The organism is Synergistota bacterium (assembly GCA_021159885.1).
Classification (GTDB): domain Bacteria; phylum Synergistota; class GBS-1; order GBS-1; family GBS-1; genus AUK310.
This window is the reverse complement of sequence record JAGHDO010000049.1, coordinates 1-18,136: the sequence shown is the minus strand read 5'-3', so window position 1 is coordinate 18,136 and position 18,136 is coordinate 1. Positions and strand designations below refer to the sequence as shown.

Annotated in this window: 25 protein-coding genes; all 25 read left to right on the top strand. The window is 45.4% G+C overall.

Features of this window, described 5'->3' with window-relative positions; all coding sequences use genetic code 11:
- Positions 1–10 precede the first annotated feature (10 nt).
- Complete coding sequence (rpsP, locus tag J7M13_04465) at positions 11–349, top strand: 30S ribosomal protein S16 (GenBank protein ID MCD6363235.1); 339 nt, start codon at positions 11–13, stop codon at positions 347–349.
- A complete protein-coding gene (locus tag J7M13_04460) occupies positions 309–548 on the top strand; it encodes a KH domain-containing protein (protein ID MCD6363234.1) in 240 nt (79 codons plus the stop codon). The genes rpsP and J7M13_04460 overlap by 41 nt, the downstream gene beginning before the upstream one ends.
- The gene (gene rimM / locus J7M13_04455; protein MCD6363233.1) at positions 545–1,069 is read left to right on the top strand and encodes a 16S rRNA processing protein RimM; all 525 of its coding nucleotides are present in this window, start codon (positions 545–547) and stop codon (positions 1,067–1,069) included. The genes J7M13_04460 and rimM overlap by 4 nt, the downstream gene beginning before the upstream one ends.
- Positions 1,066–2,310 carry a tRNA (guanosine(37)-N1)-methyltransferase TrmD gene (gene trmD, locus J7M13_04450; protein ID MCD6363232.1) on the top strand — a complete coding sequence of 415 codons (1,245 nt, stop codon included), beginning with the start codon at positions 1,066–1,068 and terminating at the stop codon, positions 2,308–2,310. The genes rimM and trmD overlap by 4 nt, the downstream gene beginning before the upstream one ends.
- A gap of 14 nt (positions 2,311–2,324) precedes the next feature.
- Entirely contained in the window at positions 2,325–2,672 is a 348-nt protein-coding gene (gene rplS / locus J7M13_04445) for a 50S ribosomal protein L19 (GenBank protein MCD6363231.1), read from the top strand.
- An 8-nt stretch (positions 2,673–2,680) separates the two neighbouring features.
- Entirely contained in the window at positions 2,681–3,202 is a 522-nt protein-coding gene (gene lepB / locus J7M13_04440) for a signal peptidase I (GenBank protein ID MCD6363230.1), read from the top strand.
- A complete protein-coding gene (locus J7M13_04435; GenBank protein ID MCD6363229.1) occupies positions 3,199–3,942 on the top strand; it encodes a 50S ribosome-binding GTPase in 744 nt (247 codons plus the stop codon). The genes lepB and J7M13_04435 overlap by 4 nt, the downstream gene beginning before the upstream one ends.
- Positions 3,890–4,477: a ribonuclease HII gene (locus J7M13_04430; protein MCD6363228.1), complete on the top strand. Its 588-nt coding sequence runs from the start codon at positions 3,890–3,892 to the stop codon at positions 4,475–4,477. Before J7M13_04435 ends, J7M13_04430 begins: the two co-directional genes overlap by 53 nt.
- A gap of 1 nt (position 4,478) precedes the next feature.
- Complete coding sequence (locus tag J7M13_04425; GenBank protein MCD6363227.1) at positions 4,479–5,558, top strand: flagellar hook-length control protein FliK; 1,080 nt, start codon at positions 4,479–4,481, stop codon at positions 5,556–5,558.
- On the top strand, positions 5,555–5,818 hold the full coding sequence (locus tag J7M13_04420; protein MCD6363226.1) for a FlhB-like flagellar biosynthesis protein: 264 nt from the start codon (positions 5,555–5,557) through the stop codon (positions 5,816–5,818). The genes J7M13_04425 and J7M13_04420 overlap by 4 nt, the downstream gene beginning before the upstream one ends.
- A 1-nt stretch (position 5,819) precedes the next feature.
- Complete coding sequence (locus J7M13_04415) at positions 5,820–6,917, top strand: HD domain-containing protein (GenBank protein ID MCD6363225.1); 1,098 nt, start codon at positions 5,820–5,822, stop codon at positions 6,915–6,917.
- Entirely contained in the window at positions 6,914–7,261 is a 348-nt protein-coding gene (locus tag J7M13_04410; protein ID MCD6363224.1) for a YraN family protein, read from the top strand. The genes J7M13_04415 and J7M13_04410 overlap by 4 nt, the downstream gene beginning before the upstream one ends.
- Positions 7,254–8,786, top strand: coding sequence for a YifB family Mg chelatase-like AAA ATPase (locus J7M13_04405; protein ID MCD6363223.1), 1,533 nt, complete (start codon positions 7,254–7,256; stop codon positions 8,784–8,786). The genes J7M13_04410 and J7M13_04405 overlap by 8 nt, the downstream gene beginning before the upstream one ends.
- A complete protein-coding gene (gene dprA / locus J7M13_04400; GenBank protein MCD6363222.1) occupies positions 8,771–9,841 on the top strand; it encodes a DNA-processing protein DprA in 1,071 nt (356 codons plus the stop codon). Before J7M13_04405 ends, dprA begins: the two co-directional genes overlap by 16 nt.
- Before the next feature lie 14 nt (positions 9,842–9,855).
- A complete protein-coding gene (locus tag J7M13_04395) occupies positions 9,856–10,128 on the top strand; it encodes a DUF494 family protein (GenBank protein MCD6363221.1) in 273 nt (90 codons plus the stop codon).
- Positions 10,125–11,420: a methylenetetrahydrofolate--tRNA-(uracil(54)-C(5))-methyltransferase (FADH(2)-oxidizing) TrmFO gene (gene trmFO, locus J7M13_04390; protein MCD6363220.1), complete on the top strand. Its 1,296-nt coding sequence runs from the start codon at positions 10,125–10,127 to the stop codon at positions 11,418–11,420. The genes J7M13_04395 and trmFO overlap by 4 nt, the downstream gene beginning before the upstream one ends.
- A gap of 6 nt (positions 11,421–11,426) precedes the next feature.
- Positions 11,427–12,272 carry a tyrosine recombinase XerC gene (locus J7M13_04385; GenBank protein MCD6363219.1) on the top strand — a complete coding sequence of 282 codons (846 nt, stop codon included), beginning with the start codon at positions 11,427–11,429 and terminating at the stop codon, positions 12,270–12,272.
- On the top strand, positions 12,253–12,792 hold the full coding sequence (gene hslV / locus J7M13_04380) for an ATP-dependent protease subunit HslV (GenBank protein MCD6363218.1): 540 nt from the start codon (positions 12,253–12,255) through the stop codon (positions 12,790–12,792). Before J7M13_04385 ends, hslV begins: the two co-directional genes overlap by 20 nt.
- A 16-nt stretch (positions 12,793–12,808) precedes the next feature.
- Positions 12,809–14,164 (top strand): ATP-dependent protease ATPase subunit HslU, encoded by a 1,356-nt coding sequence (gene hslU / locus J7M13_04375; GenBank protein ID MCD6363217.1) that lies wholly within the window; start codon positions 12,809–12,811, stop codon positions 14,162–14,164.
- A gap of 15 nt (positions 14,165–14,179) precedes the next feature.
- Complete coding sequence (gene codY / locus J7M13_04370; protein ID MCD6363216.1) at positions 14,180–14,980, top strand: GTP-sensing pleiotropic transcriptional regulator CodY; 801 nt, start codon at positions 14,180–14,182, stop codon at positions 14,978–14,980.
- Between the two features lie 50 nt (positions 14,981–15,030).
- On the top strand, positions 15,031–15,441 hold the full coding sequence (gene flgB, locus J7M13_04365) for a flagellar basal body rod protein FlgB (GenBank protein ID MCD6363215.1): 411 nt from the start codon (positions 15,031–15,033) through the stop codon (positions 15,439–15,441).
- Positions 15,442–15,450: 9 nt separating this feature from the next.
- The gene (gene flgC / locus J7M13_04360) at positions 15,451–15,909 is read left to right on the top strand and encodes a flagellar basal body rod protein FlgC (protein MCD6363214.1); all 459 of its coding nucleotides are present in this window, start codon (positions 15,451–15,453) and stop codon (positions 15,907–15,909) included.
- Positions 15,910–15,916: 7 nt separating this feature from the next.
- The gene (fliE, locus tag J7M13_04355; protein MCD6363213.1) at positions 15,917–16,234 is read left to right on the top strand and encodes a flagellar hook-basal body complex protein FliE; all 318 of its coding nucleotides are present in this window, start codon (positions 15,917–15,919) and stop codon (positions 16,232–16,234) included.
- Positions 16,235–16,241: 7 nt separating this feature from the next.
- A complete protein-coding gene (gene fliF, locus J7M13_04350; protein ID MCD6363212.1) occupies positions 16,242–17,816 on the top strand; it encodes a flagellar M-ring protein FliF in 1,575 nt (524 codons plus the stop codon).
- A 15-nt stretch (positions 17,817–17,831) separates the two neighbouring features.
- Positions 17,832–18,136: flagellar motor switch protein FliG (locus J7M13_04345; GenBank protein MCD6363211.1), on the top strand; the 305-nt coding region annotated here is incomplete at its 3' end.

Below are 18,136 nucleotides of genomic sequence, written 5' to 3'. Positions count from 1 at the left end.
GGTGTTTGAAATGGTTAGGATTCGGCTCATGAGAATGGGTGCCAAGAAGAAGCCCTTTTATCGCTTAGTTGTTGCGGATGCGAGAGCGCCGAGAGATGGAAAGTTTATCGAGATCTTAGGGTATTATAACCCTCTTCCCGAACCTCCTGTCATAAAAGTTAATGAAGAGAGGGCTTTGCTTTGGCTTGAGAGGGGAGCTCAGCCCTCTGAGACCGCTAAGAGTTTACTTTCGAGGGTGGGCGTTTGGGATAAATTCTGCGAAGCTAAGGAGGCTCGGAAGAGGGCAAAAAGTGCTGGAGGTGCTGTAGGTGAGGGATCTGGTGGCGTTTCTGGTGAGGTCGCTGGTTGATCATCCCGATGAGGTTGAGGTAACGACCTTAGAGGGTAAGAAATCCGTCTTGGTTGAGGTTTCCGTTAAGAAGGATGACATGGGTAAGGTCATAGGGAGAAAGGGGCGTTTGATCCGGGCTATAAGGGAGCTTTCTCGAGCAGCTGGCGTCAAAAGTCGTAAAAAGGTAATAATAGAGCTTCTGTCTCCGGAGGAATGAGAAGGAGAAGAAGAGGTCTGATAGCTATAGGTAAGGTTATAAGCGCTCACGGCTTGAAAGGCGTCCTTAAGATCATGCCATTAACAGATTTCCCGGAGAGGTTTAAGGAAAGGAAGAGGTTTGTCTTTTATAATGAGGAAGATAATGTAGTTTTCGAGGGAGATCTGGAGAGCGTTTCGATGGGAGATAGATTTATACTCCTTAAGGTGAAGGGATGCGATTCGAGGGAGAGAGCCCTTAAGCTCGTAGGGGCTCTTATAAAGGTAAGGGAGGAGGAGCTTCCTCCCTTACAAGAGGGAGAATATTACTTTCATCAGATAATAGGCCTTGATGTTTACACCGTTCAGGGAGAGCGTTTGGGCAGGGTGGTTGATATAATAAGGACCGGCGCTAATGATGTTTTTCAAGTTAAGGGTGAACAGCGGGAGTATATGATACCCGCGTTGAAGAGAGTAGTAAGGGAAGTGAACCTTAAAAAGGGAATAATGATAATAGAGCCTATGAAGGGGCTTCTGGAATGAGATTCGATGTTATAACTCTTTTCCCCGAGATGTTTGAGGGCGTTATAGGTTGTAGTATATTGAATAGGGCTCTCAAGAAGGGCTTAATAGAGGTTTTTTTTCATAATCCTCGGGATTTCGCTACCGATAAACATAGGATCGTTGATGAATATCCCTACGGTGGAGGAGGAGGTATGCTTCTTAAGGTTGAGCCCTTCTGGAGAGCGATAGAGAGCGTACCAGGTAAGCCTTATAGAATTCTTCTCTCACCTCAGGGTCGGATATTTAATCAGGAATTGGCTAAAGAGCTTTCGGAAAGGGAACATCTTCTTCTTATATGTGGTCATTATGAAGGTATAGATGAGAGGATAACCAAGCTTGTGGATGAGGAGATTTCAATAGGGGATTACGTTTTGACCGGAGGGGAAATCCCCGCAATGGTTATAATAGATGCCGTTTCGAGACTTATTCCCGGCGTGCTCGGTTGTGAGGATTCTCCAAGGAGAGATTCTTTTTATGATGGATTGCTGGATTTTCCGCATTACACGAGGCCGAGAGAGTTTAAGGGACTTAAGGTTCCAGAGGTTTTGCTTTCTGGAGATCACGGTGAGGTAGAGAGGTGGAGAAAAAGAGAGGCTTTACGTAGAACGTTTAAGAGACGGCCAGAGCTTATCGATAAGATATCGTTGCGGAAATACATGGAAAAGGGATTTTATGTGGGGCTTGTGCACTATCCAGTTTACAATCAGCACCGGGAGATAATAACTACAACTGTGGCTAATCTTGACATACATGATATATCGCGTTGTTGCAGAACCTATGGTGTAAGGAGATTCTTTATAATAACTCCCGTACGGGCTCAGAGAGAGATAGTTAAAAGAATCGTGGAGCATTGGACCAAGGGAGTAGGCGCGCTCCTTAATCCCGATAGAAAGGAAGCCTTAGAGAGGGTGAAACCTGTCCCATCGCTTGAGGAAACGGTGAGGAGAATAGAGGAGAGAGAAAGGAAAAAGCCTATAGTAGTTTCAACGAGTGCGATTGCTTCCTCGCGTGTGATATCCTTTCAGGACCTTAAGTGGAAGCTGCTTCTCGAGGAAAAGCCTCTTTTGCTCCTTTTTGGAACAGGCTGGGGACTTGCGGAGGAGGTAAAAGGCTGGTCGGATTATGTCTTGGAACCTATAGAATGGAAAAGCGATTATAATCACCTCTCGGTGAGATCTGCGGTGTCCGTGGTTCTGGATAGACTTTTTAAAAGCGTTTAAGGAGGTGTGAAGACATGGATCCCGTAATTAGGGAGGTTGAGAAGGAGTTTTTAAGGAGCGATATTCCCGATTTTCGCCCTGGAGATACCGTGAAGGTTTATGTGAAAGTTGAAGAGGGTGGAAGAGAAAGGGTTCAGGTTTTTCAGGGCGTGGTTATAGCTCGCTCTCATGGTGGGCTAAGGGAAACTTTTACGGTCAGGAAAGTTTCCGGGGGAATAGGAGTAGAGCGAATATTCCCCCTACATTCTCCCGTTATTGAGAAAATAGAGGTGGTGAGGAAGGGAAGGGCTCGCAGGGCTAAGCTCTATTATCTGAGGGAGAGAGTTGGGAAAGCCGCGCGTCTTAAGGAGAGAAGGAGCTAACTCTTAGTATGAAGGAAGTGAGGAAGAAGTCGGCTTGGCGTGAGATCGCTGAAACCATCGTATTTGCCGTCATACTGGCTCTTTTGATAAGAACCTTCGTCGTTGAAGCGTTTTATATTCCTTCTTCATCGATGGTTCCAACCCTTGAGCCGGGTGATAGGATTCTCGTTCTGAAGTTTTATTACTACTTTACTGATCCCCAAAGAGGGGATATAGTCGTCTTCAAGTTCCCTTTGGACCCCTCTAAGGATTTGATAAAGAGAGTAATAGCGGTAGGTGGGGAAGTGGTGAGGATGGAGAATGGTTATGTTTATGTGAATGGGAGGAGGTTAAAAGAGCCTTATGTTGCTCGACGAGACTTTTATAACATGCCTCCCGTTACGGTACCAAAGGGGTACTACTTTGTGCTTGGGGATAACAGGCCTAACAGCGAGGATAGTAGATACTGGGGGTTCTTGCCAAGGGGAAACATAAAAGGAAAAGCCGTCTTTAGATACTGGCCTCCCTCGAGAATTGGCGTTATCAAATGAGGCGGAGGAGCTGGTATCCGGGGCATATAGCCAAGGGAAGACAGCTACTCGAAAATGCGGTTAGGTTTTCGAACCTTATCTTGATCGTTCTGGATGCACGAGCCCCTTTTTCCACCCTCCCCTCATGGAACCCACCTACCGGCAAAATTGCCTGGAAGCTTTTGAATAAGGCTGACCTTGCGGATGATCGAGCTACAAGGAAATGGCTTGATTACTTTAAGGATGAGGCTATCGCGGTAAGCGCGAAAACAGGAGGCGGTTTTAAGACCCTTTTTAGGAGGCTTAGAACCCTTAAGATGGCTAAGGTGATCGTGGTTGGAGTTCCGAACGTTGGCAAATCGTCGGTTATAAATCGTCTGTTGGGGAAGAGAAAATCGCAGGTTGGAGCGGTTCCTGGCATAACCCGGGGAGGAACTTGGTTCAAAGCCGGATGGGGCGTTCTCTTTGACACGCCTGGTATACTCTCCCCGAAGCTTAGTGATGATACGAAGCTTACTTTAACTTGGTTGGGGTGTTTGAAAGAGGATGTTATATGGGATAGTTTTGTTCTTCCCGCTCAAAAGCTAATAGAGAAGCTCTCCCTGGAGGTTAGTCTTGAGGATATAGCGATCAAGAGAGGTTTTTTAAAGAAAGGGGGAGAGCTTGATTTAGAAAAGGCAGCAAGCGTTCTTCTTAAGAATTTTAGAGATGGAAGGCTTGGAAGGTTTACGCTTGAACTCCCTCCTCGTGGCGGGGGTTGATGAAGCAGGTAGAGGGCCTCTCGCAGGTCCCGTGGTAGCAGCTGCTGTTATATTGCCGAAGGGATATAATAATGAGGAAATAAAAGACTCGAAGTGCCTGAGTCCGCTCAAGAGAGAGAAGCTATTTGAGCTATTAAGGAGAGAAGCTCTATCTATAGGCATATCCCTCATTAGTCCACGTGAGATAGATGCTAACGATATTCTCTGGGCATCTCTTCAAGCTATGAGAAAGGCGGTCCTAAAGCTTACCTTGGTTCCTGAACTCGTACTTGTGGATGGCATTCACCCCATACCTGACATAAATATTCCTCAAAAAGCGATACCCAAGGGGGATAGCAAATATACGGTTATATCAGCCGCTTCAATAGTCGCTAAGGTGATAAGAGACAGGATAATGTGTGCTTGGGACAAAATTTACCCTCAATATGGCTTTGCCAAGCATAAGGGATATCCCACGAGGGAACACAGAGAAGCTATCATGCGTTATGGTCCTTCGCCAATCCATAGACTTTCCTTTAAAGGAGTGGTGAAATGATTTGAGTTTACTCAGGTTAAGTGCGTCGCGTGAGGTTCTAAGCAGGCTTTTACCGCTTAAAGGGAAGGTTATAGAGGGGAGGGTCGTTGGCAAGGCGGGAAATATGCCTCTGCTTGAAGTAGGTGATGTCGTTTTTCCTGCGGAAAGTAAAGTTTTTCTTAAGCCGGGGAGCAGGGTCTCTCTATGGGTGAAGGGGCTATCAGGGAATAAGCTTCATCTTCAGCTTCTCTCTCAGGAAGATATTGATGAGGGATTTTTTAAGCTTGGCGTTAGGGATACCCCGGAAGCGAGACTCTCATATAAGTTTTTAAGATCTCTTGGGGTTAGTTTTAAGAGGGGAGATGTTGGACTCTTAGCGAAGCTTATTTCAGACAGCTTGGATCCATATTTTTCGCTTGAACTTATTAGATTTTTATCGCTTAAGCTTGGTTTTTCATCCGGGTTGCTGAAGTTTCTTCTCAGCCTTGGGGATCTTTCGAGCTTGAGAGAGCTCATCCTTAAAATGTTGCTCTCTGGAGATGAAAGTCTACGGGCTTTTCTTAAATCCATAATTCCTAAAGTTGATGGGGAGCTTTCAAGTGCTATAGCGAACTTTCTTTCCAAGAGTGGGATCTTGAAGTTTGGAGGACTGAGCGAGCTTTTGCTTAGAGCTGGAGAACCGGATTCCGTTAGGCTTCTGGGGTGGATATTCTTGCCAAGGCTTTTAAGCTTGCCATCAAGGGAAGAAGCATGGTTCATATATCTCTGGTTTCCTCTGCTTTCTGGGGAAAGAGATCTATCAATACCGCTTCTTAAAAAGCATAAGGCTTTAAGATCTTCAAAGGGAGAGGAAGAAAAGTATGAGCTTATACTTGAGCTTAAAACCCTTGGAAAGATAAGGGTGCTCTTTTACCTCTTTAGAGGTAAGATATGGATAACATTTGAAGCTGAAAATGAAAAGACATTATTCGCTTTAAGAAGAAGGCTTTCGGAGCTACTTTCCAGTCTTCAATCTGCAGGCTATAAGGTAGGAGGTCTGTCATCAAGGCCCATGGTCCTAAGCCGGGAAATCGAAAGCGAGGGGTTGGATTTAAGAATATGAGTGATTTAAGGAAGGCAGCTGCCCTAAAGTACGATGAGCGCGAGGACAGGGCTCCTCGTGTGATTGCTTCGGGAAAAGGGAAAATAGCCGAGAAGATTATAGAAATAGCAAGGGAGTATGACATCCCCATATATGAGGACCCTGATCTCGTTGAGCTTCTTCTGAAGGTAGATATAGGTGATGAGATCCCGCCTGAGCTTTATAAGGCGGTGGCGGAGGTGCTTGCCTTTATATATAGGCTTAGGGAGGAAGTGGTGTAGCGTGAAGTGTGTTCCTGTAACGCGGCTTGAAGAGGGTATGGTTGTTGGTAAGACGGTTTATACATCGGATGGGAGACCCCTTTTAAGAAGGGGGATGGTTCTTGAGAAGAGACATATAGAGAGGCTTCTTAAGATAGGTATACCAGTTATATATATAGAGGAAAAGATGATAGAGGATATAAAGGCGGAGGATCTTATACTGGACAAGGTTAGAACTATGGCGATTCAAGAAGCGCGAAGAATAGTTCTTAAGGTTAGGAGAGAGGGGAGATTTTATAACAGGAAGATTAGCGAAATAGATATAAGTGAGGATCTTGAACGAGTCAAATCTATCGTTAACTCACTTCTCCAGGAAGTTTTCAGGACAAAGCAGGCGGTATATAGCTTCATAGATATCAGAAGCTTGGATGACTTTCTTTATGGACATATGGTAAATACGACGGTATTAGGCATGATGACTGGCTTAACGCTTGGCTATAAGACGGACAAGCTGTTCTGTCTTGGATTGGGGCTTTTCATGCATGACATAGGTAAGGCTTTCCTCGATGATGCGATCCTTTCCGTCCAAAAGCTGCTTGAGGAGGAAAAAAATCCCCTTATAAGGAGGCATCCGGTTACTGGATATGAGCTTCTTAAAAACGCTCAGGGGGTTTCTCTTCTTTCTGCTCATGTGGTTTATCAGCATCACGAGAGGCTGGATGGAAAAGGATATCCACGGGGTTTATCCGGTTCCCAAATTCATGAACTTGCTAAGGTCGCTGCTGTTGTCAATGTCTATGATATCCTCGTTTCCGGATCCCCTTTTCAATCCAGAGTTAAGCCCAACGAGGCGGTGGAGGCTTTAATGGCGATGTCAGGCACCTTCTTCGATAAAGAAATCGTTGAAGCTTTCTTGAAAAATGTTGCTGTGTATCCTATTGGAACCACGGTAAGACTGTCTACTGGTGAAATAGCTGTCGTCTCTCAGGTAAAAAGAGGGCTCCCTATGAGGCCTGTGGTTAAGATAATTAAGAGTTCCGAAGGGAAGGAACTTGATCTTCCGGTTGAGCTTGATCTTTCAACGGAGCCCAGCATAACGATAGAGGAAGTGATAGAGTGAGAAATAATGGAGCGAGCGCTGAGGAGAGATCTGCTTCTTACCTCAGGGAAAAGGGACTTAAGATTTTAGAGAGGAACTATAACACCCGTTTTGGAGAGATAGATATAGTTGCAAGGGATGGAGATACCATAGTATTCGTTGAGGTAAAAAGCAGGAAAAGAGGAAAAGCCGAGAGCTCTTTTACCTCTCTTAAGGCAAGAAGATTTTATAAAGCTGCCATGATATATCTTGCGTCTAAGGGCTGGCTTGATTTGCCCTTTAGATTTGATCTTATTGCCATATCTGGGGTGAGTCTAACTCACTACAAGAATATCTTAGGAGAGGGTGGTATCATAGTTGGTTAGCTACTCTTGGACAGTGGCGTTTCATGGGGTTGACGCGGTTCCCGTTAGGGTAGAAGTTGATGTTTCACGAGGGTTGCCATCTTTTAACCTCGTTGGTTTACCTGATACGGTGGTTAAGGAATCTAAAGAGCGTATAAGATCTGCTATTAAGAACGGAGGTTTTTCCTTTCCCCTAAGCAGAGTGGTCGTTAACCTTGTTCCCGCTGATCTAAGAAAAGAGGGGAGTCATTTTGACCTTCCAATAGCTTTAACGCTGCTTTCAGCGATTGGGGAGCTACCGGAGCTCTCGAATTGGCTTATATTTGGGGAACTTTCACTCGAGGGAAAGCTTGAGAGAACAAGAGGCGCCCTTCTGGCGGGGGCATTGGCTAAGGAAATGGGTTTAAGGTTCATCTTTCCCTCTTCTAATGGATCTGAGGTTGCTTCGCTTGCTGATGGGCTTATAGCTTATGGCGTTAGCGATCTTTGCGATGCTATTTCCTTCTTGAAGGGGAAGAGCGACTTAAGCCCCCTAAAGTTTAAGCTCCCCAAGGGGGTGCAGATGGAGGCGGAGTTTGATCTTTCAGATGTAAGAGGCCAAGCTTTTGCTAAAAAGGCGATTGAGATATCTGCTTCGGGTTGGCACAATCTGGTGATGATAGGGCCTCCGGGAAGTGGCAAAACGATGCTTGCGAAGATACTTGTTTCTCTTTTGCCTCCGATGAATCCGGAAGAAATGCTTGAGGTTTCAAAGATATACAGCGTTTCGGGCTACCTTCAGGATGGTTTGATAACCGCAAGACCCTTTCGCTCCCCTCATCATACGGTCAGTGAGGTTGGACTATGTGGGGGAGGAAGCTTTCCAAGGCCTGGAGAAATTTCTTTAGCCCACAGGGGTGTCCTGTTTCTCGATGAGCTTCCCGAGTTTTCAAGGAGAGCCCTTGAGATCTTGAGACAGCCCCTTGAGGAGGGAAGGGTGAGCATCTCTCGGGCGGGATACTCTGCGGTTTTTCCAGCAAGATTTCTTCTCGTAGCGGCGATGAATCCATGTCCGTGTGGATATCTCGGCGATCCTGAGAGAGAATGCACCTGCACGCCCTTGGCGGTGAGGAAGTATCTTTCTAAGGTGTCTGGTCCTATAATCGATAGGATAGATATGCATGTTGAGGTTCCAAGATTGAAGCCAGATGAGCTCATTGAGATATCTTCCAAGTCTGTTGGAGAGACAAGCGCTGATATTAGAGAGAGGGTTCGCACCGCTTGGGAAATCCAGAGGGAGAGGTTTTCAAGCTCGCTTAAGTTTAATTCTCTCATGTCTCCTGACGAGCTTAAAAAATTTTGTTCCTTAGATCGGGAGGGGAAAGCTTTCTTGAGGGGAGCTTTAAGAGATCTTGGGTTAACTGCAAGATCATATGGAAGGGTTCTTAAGATAGCCCGTACCATAGCTGATTTATCTGGATCGAATAAGGTAGAGATAGAGCATCTCGCTCAAGCTTTGTCATTCAGGCTTCTTGATAGGAAGGAAAGCCCATGGATGATAGGTTAGCCCTGCTTGCTCTCAACCTTGTTGATGGTTTAGGGCCTCGCAGGATCTATGCTTTAGTGGCTTATTTTGGGTCTCCATTAACGGTGTGGGAAGCGGACATCTCGGATCTGAAAGGCGTTCCGGGAATAGGAAGCAAGCTTGCGGAGGCTATTGTGAAGGCCAGGAGGAGTGGGCTTTTTGAGAAGGAGCTTGAGCTGCTTGAAAAGGAAGATATAGGCTTTCTGACGACCCTTGACGATGAATATCCTTCCATGCTGAGGGAAATAGAGTTACCTCCCCCTGTTTTATACCTTAAGGGTGAGATTTCTAATGATAGAAAACTGGCGATTGTGGGAACAAGAAGGCCTACGCAATATGGTAGAAAAATCGCGCATAGCTTTTCAAAAGAGCTTGCATCTCGGGGGATAGGGATAGTTAGCGGACTTGCTCGTGGAATAGATTCGGAAGCTCATAAGGGAGCATTGGAGGGAGGAGGGAAAACCTATGCAGTTTTGGGTTCTGGACTGCTTAACGTGTATCCTCCGGAGCTTAAGGAGTTAGCGAGCGATATAGCGCTTAACGGAGCTTTAATAAGTGAGTTTCCTCTGCGTTGTCCACCTTTCTCGTGGAACTTCCCGAGAAGGAATAGAGTAATAAGTGGACTTTCAGAAGGAGTACTTGTGGTTGAGGCTCCATTAAAGAGCGGTGCTATGATAACCGCCTCGTTTGCGCTGGATCAAGGGAGAGATGTCTATGCGGTTCCGGGAAGTATCTTTTCCCCAAAAAGTAAGGGACCGAATCTGCTCATAGGGGAAGGAGCTAAGCCTATTTTAGGATTTGAGGATCTGCTCGAGGAATTTGGAGTTTCTCTCGATAGTTTTGATAAAAGCGCTAAGGATTCTGATCTTTCTGCCGAAGAGCGGAGATTTCTCGACAAATTACCGCTTGGAGAGGTTTTATCGCTCGATGTCTTGTTTTATAATGAGAGTGCTTATGGTTGGACCGTTTTAACTTTGCTTGAGATTAAGGGGTATATAAGGAGGGTAGAGGGAGGAAGGATAATTCGTCTCCGTTAAGGAGGGAGATTGAGATGGAGGAGAAATGGGTGAGGATATTGCATGCCCGGGAGAAGCTTAGGCTAACCCCGGAGGCTGAAGGCCTTCTCTACAGGGCGATACAGCTCGGTATCCTCGATGAGAAGAGGAGCGAAGCCCTTCTTGAGCAGATAATGTTTCTCGTTCCCGAGAAGTTTAGAGAAATAGACGTAAGGGAATTAAGGCTTATAATGGAAAGATTTGTGAAAAATAGGGACGTTTTAAGCATACTTTTTGAGGAGGAGAGAGGAGGAAAGGCCTTAAATTGAAAGAGGTTTATATTGTAGGCGGGGGTCTTGCTGGAAGTGAGGCTGCGTGGCAGCTGGCTAAGCGCGGCTTTAAAGTTGTTTTATTTGAGATGAGACCTAAGGTTATGACTCCCGCCCACAAAACAGGGTATCTTGGAGAACTGGTATGCAGTAATTCCCTTGGAGCTCAGGGATTAGAAACCGCATCAGGGCTTCTTAAGGAAGAGCTCAGGCTTTTAGGGTCCCTTATTCTTGAGTGTGCCTATGCATCAAGGGTGCCTGCAGGCAAGGCTCTTGCGGTCGATCGCGAAAAATTCGCGCGGGAGATAACCGAAAGAGTAAGTTCTCATCCTAAGATAGAGATAATAAGAGAGGAGATTGGAGAAATACCGGAGGATGTGGAGGTTATAATCGCTACGGGTCCTTTGACTTCTCCTTCTTTGGCGGGGGCCCTTAAAAAGCTTCTGGGGCAGGATTATCTCTATTTTTACGATGCAGTTTCTCCTATAGTTACTTATGAGTCTCTTAACATGGAGAGGATTTTCAAGGCTTCGAGATATGGAATCGGCGAGGATTATCTCAACTGCCCCATGACGAAGGAGGAGTATGAGGCCTTTTGGGAGGCTCTCATCAGCGCTGAGAGGCATCCATTGCATCCCTTTGAGAATCCAAAATATTTTGAGGGATGCTTGCCCATAGAAGTTATAGCCTCGAGGGGTAAGGAAACCCTTCTTTACGGTCCTCTTAAGCCCGTGGGGCTTGTAGATCCCCGCACGGGTAGGACTCCTTATGCTGTAGTTCAGCTCAGAAGGGAAAACGCTGAGGGAACCCTTTATAATCTCGTTGGTTTTCAGACTAACCTGAAATGGGGGGAGCAAAAAAGGGTCTTCAGAATGATACCTGGCCTTGAGAATGCTGAATTCGTGAGATATGGCGTTATGCACAAAAATATATTTATAAATTCTCCAACTCTTATAACTTCTTCCTTGAGACTTAAGAAAGATCCACGAATAATATTTGCAGGGCAAATAGTAGGTGTTGAGGGATATATGGAGTCAACTGCAATGGGGTTGGTAGCAGCTTTAAGCGTTATCTCTGAGGGGAAAATCGTCTTCCCCCCAGAAAGTATGATAGGCTCCCTTCTGAGATATATAACTTCCTCATCTCCAAGAACGTTTCAGCCAATGAATGCCAACTTTGGAATCCTTCCACCGCTTAGCGAAAGGGTAAAGAATAAGAAGATTAAAAGATTAAAACTTTCTGAAAGAGCACTGAAGAGCTTGACAAATTGGTGGAAGAGCTTACAATATTAAGGTAAAATGAGGCTTGATTTCGCGTTAGATGATTTTTTAAGGGAGTTTCGCTCTCTTAAGGGGTATTCGGAGCATACTATCCGGGCTTATGCTGCAGACATATGTGATTTTTTAAATTTTTTAGAAGAGCGAGGCTTGGCTCTTAGCAGGGAGTCGCTATGGGAGTATAGGAATGAGCTTTCCTCCCGAGGGTATAGTAAGAGTAGCTTATCAAGAAAGCTCTCTTCGCTTAGGGCTTTCTTGAAGTTTTTAAGGCAGAAGGGGTATCTTAAAGAGTCGCTTGAGGTTTTTTTAAAGAACCCGCGCTCAGGTAAGCTTCTTCCCAAGGCTTTGTCAAAGGAGGAAGTAGAAAAACTGATAGAGTCAGCTTCGGATGTGAGAGAAAGAGCAATCGTTGAGTTTCTATATGCTACGGGTGTTAGAGTTGGGGAGTTGGTTTCGCTTAACTGGAGCGACATAGATTGGGAAAATGAGATGGTAAGGGTTATAGGTAAAGGTGGCAAGGAGAGGATCGTTCCGATAGGTTCCAAAGCTATAGAGGCTTTAAAGACTTATGGAGCACATGTTGGTATGAAAGGTCCACTTTTTAAAAATAGAGGGGGAGGAAGGCTGAGCTCAAGAAGCGTTGAGAGAATAATAAAGAGTCTTGCTCTTAAGGCTGGGTTTAGCAAAGAAATAACTCCACATACTTTAAGACATTCCTTTGCCACGCATATGCTTGAGGGGGGGGCAGATCTACGTGTGGTTCAGGAGCTTTTAGGGCATTCTAACCTTGCTACTACGCAAATCTACACTCGAATTACATTAAGCAGGATGAAGGAGGTGTACGACCTTGCCCACCCGAGAAGTTAGGTCCACAACGGTTATAGCCTTAAGGCATAAAGGAGAATCGGTTATGGGTGGAGATGGACAGGTTACGATGGGAGATATCATTCTGAAGGGAAAAGCGAGGAAAGTCAGGCGTCTTTATGAGGGAAAGGTTTTGGCTGGTTTTGCAGGTGCTACCGCTGATGCCATTACGCTTCTTGAAAGATTTGAAGGAAAGCTTGAGGAACACAGAGGTAATCTTCTAAGAGCTGCGGTTGAAATGGCTAAGGATTGGAGGACTGATAAAGTGCTAAGGAGGTTAGAAGCTCTTCTTGTTGTTATGGATAAGAATAGGCTTCTTTTGATTTCTGGAACGGGTGATGTGGTTGAACCAGATGATAGCGTGGTGGCAGTGGGCTCCGGGGGTGCTTACGCCCTCGCGGCAGCGAAAGCCTTGATGAGACATAGTGATCTTTCTGCAGAGGAGATAGTGAGGGAGTCTTTAAGAATAGCTTCATCAATGTGTATTTATACTAACGAGAATTTCATTATAGAGAAGCTTTAGAGAGAAGGTGATAAACATGGCTCTGGAGGGGTTAACGCCACGACAGATAGTAGAGGCTCTCGATAAGTATGTTATAGGTCAAGATGAGGCGAAAAGAGCAGTTGCCATTGCTCTAAGAAACAGGATCAGGAGAAGGGGGCTTCCTCCTGAGCTCAGAGAGGAGATAGCCCCTAAGAATATACTCATGATAGGTCCCACGGGAGTGGGCAAAACTGAGATAGCAAGAAGGCTTGCTAATCTCGTTGGAGCTCCTTTCGTTAAGGTTGAGGCCACTAAGTTCACTGAGGTGGGATATGTTGGTAGGGATGTTGAGTCTATGATAAGGGAGCTCGTTGAGGTTTCCGTTCAGATGGTAAGAGCTGAAAAGATAGAGGAAGTCAAGGAGGAAGCTAAAGCTCACGCTGAACTCAGGATAATAGAAGCCCTCATGCCTGGTATGCGTTACTCTTTCGCTGCGCAGCAGGGAGGAGGGGTATATGAACCGTCCATTCGTGAAAGTACTCGTCAGAGGTTACTCGAGATGCTAAGGAGTGGTCAGCTCGAAGATAGGGTTATAGAAATAGATGTTGTAGATAGATCTGTTCCCAGGATTGAGGTTTTCACTGCCATGGGTGTTGAGGATCTTGGGATAAACTTTCAAGATCTGTTTGGCAATATGTTTCCATCGAGGATGAAGAGAAGAAAGCTGAAGGTCAAGGAGGCTCGCAGGGTTCTCGAGCAAGAGGAGGCCCAAAAGCTAATAGATATGGATGAAGTTGCTCAAGAGGCGATACGTAGGGTTGAGGAAAACGGGATTGTATTTATAGATGAAATAGACAAGATCGTTAGTAAGGGAAGCTCTCATGGTCCTGATGTGTCGAGAGAGGGCGTTCAAAGAGACCTTTTGCCAATAGTTGAGGGATCCACGGTTATAACCAAATATGGTCCCGTTAGGACAGACCATATACTCTTTATAGCTGCGGGAGCATTTCACGTAGCCAAGCCGTCTGATCTGATACCCGAGCTTCAAGGAAGGTTTCCAATAAGGGTAGAGCTTAAACCGCTTTATAAGGAAGACCTTGAGCGAATTCTCGTGGAGCCTAAAAATGCTTTGGTTAAACAGTATAAGGCCCTCTTAGCTACGGAGGGAGTAGAACTCGAGTTTACACCAGAGGCAATAAGCAAGATAGCTGAAATAGCCCTTAAGATAAACGAGGAGATGGAAAATATAGGGGCAAGAAGGCTTCACACTGTTATGGAAAAACTTTTGGAGGATATATCTTTTGAGGCTCCCGAGAGAGCTGGTACGAAGGTGGTGATAGACGAAAATTACGTTCTTGAAAAGCTCTCCTCTATAGTGAGGAGTAAGGACTTAAGTCAATATATCCTTTAAGGAGGGGATGAAATTATGGTGGATAGGGCCAACGTCTTGACTTTGGAGGAGCTTCTCAAGAGGGAGCGCAAGATAAGCAGGCTGATTCAGCGTCAGGCAGGTCGTGGAGTTGACTTTATGAGTATCGCCGGGATATTAAGCGAGGTTATCGAAGCTAACGTCTATATCTCTGATAAGGATGGCAAGATACTGGGTTATGGACTTTTGAACGATTACGAGTGTTCCAAGATGGAAGAGATACTGAAGGAAGGTAAATTTCCAGATGACTATAATGAAAAGCTTTTGAGAATTATGGAACCGATGGTCAATCAGACATCCAGGGGAGGGAAGTGCTCATATGATGCTAATTTGCCTTGTCCGTATCCCCAGAAATTTGTTAGTTTTTTCCCAATAGTTGGAGGTGGGGAGCGGCTCGGCACGCTCGTTGTAGCTCGCTTCAATGAGGAGTTCAAAACCGCTGATATAGTCTTAGCTGAGTATGGAGCTACCATAGTGGGAATGGAGATACTTAGAGCGAGAAACGAGGATATAGAGAGATTAGCGAGAGAGCAACTTACCGTTCAGCTGGCTTTAAGAACGCTTTCTTACTCTGAGCTTTCTGCGATGAAAAGAATCTTCGAAAAGTTCGATGATAGTGAGGGGGTAGTTGTGGCAAGCAAGATAGCAGGAGAGATAGGTGTTACGCGCTCCGTTATAGTCAATGCTTTGAGAAAGCTTGAGAGCGCTGGTATAATAGAGACGAGATCCCTTGGAATGAAAGGGACATATATAAGGGTTTTAACGCCTCTCTTTTTGAAAGAGCTTAAGGTAAGATAGTTAAAGGTGTGCCATCTCCAAAGACGAAAAATATAGTGGAGGTGGTGCACATGCTCTTTGGGAGGACCATAGAGGTCCTTGAGAAAACGCTTGATGCTCTTTCTCTAAGGCAGGAGGTTATAGCAAACAATATAGCTAATGTAAACACTCCCGGTTATAGAAGGAAGGAAGTGACATTTGAGGAAGAGCTTAAGGAAGCTCTTTCAGAGAAGCGTAAGAGGATTAAGGGATTTATAACAAATCCACGGCACATACCTATTCCTCAACCGGAAATAACTTTAAGGAGCGTAAAACCTGATGTTTGGGAAAGGGATGATCTATACTTCAGAAACGATAAGAATGGCGTTGATATCGATCTTGAGCTCGCGGAGCTTGCGAAAAACGCTATGAAGCAGGCTGCAGTAAGCAGAGTTTTAAGCAGGAGGTTTGCCATACTAGGTATTGTCATGGGAAGGAGGTAAGGCTGAGCGATGAGGCTCTTTAAAACCATAGATATAAGCGCTTCTGCCTTGACTGCTCATAGGTTATGGCTTGACGTTATGGCGGATAACTTGGCTAACGTTAACACCACGAGGACTCCTGAGGGGGGTCCCTACAGGAGAAAAATGGTGATTTTCGAATCGAGGGAAAGGGTCTTTCCCCCGAAATTTGAATTTCATTTCCCTCCAGAGCCCAAGAAGATACCCGACTTCACAGGTGAAGGCGTCAGAGTTAAGGAGATTGTGGAGGACCCCTCTCCTCCCCGTCTGGTTTATGATCCTCATCATCCTGATGCGAATAAGGATGGATATGTTGCTTACCCTAATGTAAATGTGGTTAGAGAGATGGTTGATATGATTGCAGCAAGCAGAGCTTACGAGGCAAATTTGATGACGATAAACGTTACAAGAAGCATGTTCATGAATGCCCTTAACATAATGAGGGGGTGATATTTGATTGGTTGAAAAGATAATCCTTTCGCTGGATAAGCTTCGCTTGCCCACACCTCCTAAGGAGAAAGAGGAGAAGGGTAAAGGTGAGGTAGCTCCAGCGAGGGAGGAGGGTTTCTTGGCCCTCGTTGAGAAAGGATTGAAGAAAGTTAACGAGCTCGAAAAGAACGCGGATAGGATGGCAGAAAAATTGGCAACTGGTGAGATAGATGATGTTCATCAGGTTGCCATAGCGGTTCAAAAGGCTGAGCTTGCGGTCAGGCTTCTTTCGGAGATAAGAAATAGACTTGTTGAGGCTTATCAGCGGTTGACCCGACTGACATAAGGATATTATGTTTGATAGGATAAAAGAGCGCCTTAATGCCATTTTATCAAAATGGAAGGAGCTGCCAAAGCCGCAGAAAATAGTAATTCTTGGAGCGATAGCGGGTCTTCTCGTTTCAACGCTCCTTTTACTGTTATGGGCTCAGAAGCCGCAGTATGTTCCTCTTTTTACCAATCTTGATCCTAAGGATGCTTCGGCTATCGTTAAGCAACTTGAAAAGATGAAGGTTCCTTATGAGCTTTCAGATGAGGGAAAGACAGTACTTGTACCAATGGATAAGGTCTATAGCACCAGAATTCAGATCGCTGGAATGGGTTTGCCAAGCCGAGGTGTGGTTGGCTTCGAGATTTTTGAGAAACCCAAGTTTGGTTTGACAACATTTCAGGAGCAGATAAACTATCTCCGAGCGCTTGAAGGGGAGCTCGCGCGAACGATAATGGATCTTGACGCGGTAGAGCTTGCTAAGGTAAACATAGTGATTCCTCGTCCGCGCCTTTATGTGGAGGAGCAAAAGGCGGCTACTGCGTCTGTTTTGGTTAAGCTTAAACCAGGTGCTAAGCTTTCAGTAGAGCAGGTGAAGGCAATCGTTCATCTGGTTTCGCACAGCGTTGAGGGACTATCACCAGATGATGTTGTCGTTGTTGATACCAAGGGAAATATACTGACCGAGATGCTTCGTGAGGAGTACATAATAAGAGAGACTAAAAGAATCTCGACGGTTCAGAAAGAGATAGAGGATCTTTACGAGAGGGATCTTGAGGGGAAGCTTAAATCTATGCTTGAGAAGATCTTTGGTCCCGGTAGAGCGGTGGCTAAGGTTAAGGTTGAGATAGATCTGAATAAAAAAGAGATCAAAAGGGAGATTTATAAACCCGTTGTTGGAAGAAGTGGAATAGTTAGAAGTGAGCAGACTATAGAGGAGCAGTATAAGGGAACTGTGGCGCCACCTTCGGGCGTTCCCGGGACCCAAACGAATATACCTGGATATCAGATTCCGGAAAAAAAGAAAGAGGAGATTTCATATTCCAAATCGGAGATGATAAGGAACTATGAGATAAGCAAGGAGCAGGAAAAGGAAGTAGTAGCTCCAGGGAAGATAAAAAGAATGACCGTTTCCGTTGTCGTGGATGCAAAGCTTGATCCCAAGCAGCTTGAAGAGCTTAAAAATACCGTGGCTGCTGCCGTTGGATACGATCCCAAGAGGGGAGACGAGATAGTGGTTCAAAGCATGCAATTTAATTTGGCTTATTTGAAAGAATTTGAGGAGCAGTTGAAGGCGCAGGAGAGACTGCGCTTGATGATTACCCTGGGTATAATAGGAGCTATATTAGGAACGCTTGTTGGTTACCTGCTTTGGAGAAGGTGGAAGAGAAAGAAGCTAGAAGAGGAAGCGGCTAAAGCGGCAGCTGAAGCCGTTCCTGAGGAGAAAGAGAAGGGACCCACGCTGGAGGAAATGCTCGCTCACCCAGAGCTTTTCCTGGAGGAGGAGCGAGTTATAGAGATAGAAGATTTGAGGGGGTTTGCTATGAAGCATCCCGAAGAGGTAGCCAAGATTATAAAGTCTTGGCTTTATGAGGAATAGCGAGGGTGACCCCTATTGGCTAGGAGAAAGAAAGAGGGGCTGAGCGGGAGAGAAAAGGCGGCGATACTACTGGTTATACTTGGGCCGGAGATATCTGCTCAGGTATTTAAGCATCTCGATGAGGAAGATGTGGAACAGCTTACCCTTGAGATAGCTAATCTCCCGATGATTCCTCCTGAGGTAAAGAATGATGTCATCCAAGAGTTTCAGCATCTTCTCGTGGCTCATGAGTTTATGGCTAAGGGAGGAGTTAACTATGCTAAGGAGCTTCTTGAGAAAGCATTTGGGCCTGAAAAGGCAAAGGAAATTCTCACTAAGCT

Coding starts and splice junctions, on each gene's coding strand:
- codY (MCD6363216.1), top strand. CDS start 14,180: ATGGTGGATAGGGCCAACGTCTTGACTTTGGAGGAGCTTCTCAAGAGG.
- rpsP (MCD6363235.1), top strand. CDS start 11: ATGGTTAGGATTCGGCTCATGAGAATGGGTGCCAAGAAGAAGCCCTTT.
- flgB (MCD6363215.1), top strand. CDS start 15,031: ATGCTCTTTGGGAGGACCATAGAGGTCCTTGAGAAAACGCTTGATGCT.
- rimM (MCD6363233.1), top strand. CDS start 545: ATGAGAAGGAGAAGAAGAGGTCTGATAGCTATAGGTAAGGTTATAAGC.
- J7M13_04420 (MCD6363226.1), top strand. CDS start 5,555: ATGAGTGATTTAAGGAAGGCAGCTGCCCTAAAGTACGATGAGCGCGAG.
- hslU (MCD6363217.1), top strand. CDS start 12,809: ATGGCTCTGGAGGGGTTAACGCCACGACAGATAGTAGAGGCTCTCGAT.
- rplS (MCD6363231.1), top strand. CDS start 2,325: ATGGATCCCGTAATTAGGGAGGTTGAGAAGGAGTTTTTAAGGAGCGAT.
- J7M13_04430 (MCD6363228.1), top strand. CDS start 3,890: ATGGAAGGCTTGGAAGGTTTACGCTTGAACTCCCTCCTCGTGGCGGGG.
- J7M13_04435 (MCD6363229.1), top strand. CDS start 3,199: ATGAGGCGGAGGAGCTGGTATCCGGGGCATATAGCCAAGGGAAGACAG.
- lepB (MCD6363230.1), top strand. CDS start 2,681: ATGAAGGAAGTGAGGAAGAAGTCGGCTTGGCGTGAGATCGCTGAAACC.
- J7M13_04395 (MCD6363221.1), top strand. CDS start 9,856: ATGGAGGAGAAATGGGTGAGGATATTGCATGCCCGGGAGAAGCTTAGG.
- fliF (MCD6363212.1), top strand. CDS start 16,242: ATGTTTGATAGGATAAAAGAGCGCCTTAATGCCATTTTATCAAAATGG.
- J7M13_04385 (MCD6363219.1), top strand. CDS start 11,427: ATGAGGCTTGATTTCGCGTTAGATGATTTTTTAAGGGAGTTTCGCTCT.
- trmD (MCD6363232.1), top strand. CDS start 1,066: ATGAGATTCGATGTTATAACTCTTTTCCCCGAGATGTTTGAGGGCGTT.
- dprA (MCD6363222.1), top strand. CDS start 8,771: ATGGATGATAGGTTAGCCCTGCTTGCTCTCAACCTTGTTGATGGTTTA.
- flgC (MCD6363214.1), top strand. CDS start 15,451: ATGAGGCTCTTTAAAACCATAGATATAAGCGCTTCTGCCTTGACTGCT.